Annotated in this window: 1 protein-coding gene; it reads left to right on the top strand. The window is 48.6% G+C overall.

Going from position 1 to position 801, the window contains the following annotated elements:
* A partial coding sequence (locus A3761_RS03765) for a class I tRNA ligase family protein (protein ID WP_156491572.1) occupies nucleotides 1–603 on the top strand: 603 nt, incomplete at its 5' end.
* Nucleotides 604–801 lie beyond the last annotated feature (198 nt).

The following is an 801-nucleotide window of genomic DNA, read 5'->3' as shown; positions in this document are numbered from 1 at the left end:
CACCCCTTTATCCCTTATATCACAGAGGAAATCTGGCAGCGTGTTGCTCCCTTGGCCGGTCAGTCTGGCGCAACCATTATGACTCAGCCTTACCCTGAAGCAGATGAGTCGAAAGTCGATGAAAAAGCACTGGGTGACGTTGAGTGGCTAAAAGGTGTCATCGTCGCAATACGAAACATTCGTGGTGAGATGGATATCTCTCCTGCCAAGGCAATTCCCGTTCTACTGCGTAACGGCAATAATGAAGATCAGCGCCGCTTCCAGGAAAACGAAGGCTTTGTTAAGTCACTCGCCAAGCTCGAGTCAATGAGCTGGTTAAATGACGAAGAAGCGCCTATGAGTTCAACTCAGTTAGTCGGCTCTATGGAAGTCTTGGTACCAATGGCCGGTTTGATCAACCTTGATGCCGAGATAGCTCGACTCAATAAAGAAATCGATAAGGCGGAGAAAGAAATTAAGCGCCTTTCTGGCAAACTGAACAATGAGAAGTTCGTAAGCAATGCGCCAAAAGACGTTGTAGAGAAAGAGCAGGCTAAGCTGGAAGACGCGCAAAGTAGCCAAGCCAAGCTGGCTGAACAGCTCGAAAAAATCAAGGCCATGTAATTGGCCTTGAAGCTACACATAATGGGTGCCGGTGCAATGGGCTGTCTTTGGGAGCTCATCTGCACTGCGGATTTTCAGGGGCCTCTGGCCCGCATGTTAGCTTTATTGATAAGCGAGCATACTCAAACCTGTCTATGCGCAAGGAACTTTCCTTCTCTATTAGCAGCCCCTTCCTGGCTCACATTCCAGAAAATACCC

Source organism: Oleiphilus sp. HI0123, assembly GCF_001635315.1.
The sequence above is the reverse complement of the archived record's forward strand: the minus strand, read 5'-3'. Positions and strand labels throughout refer to the sequence as shown.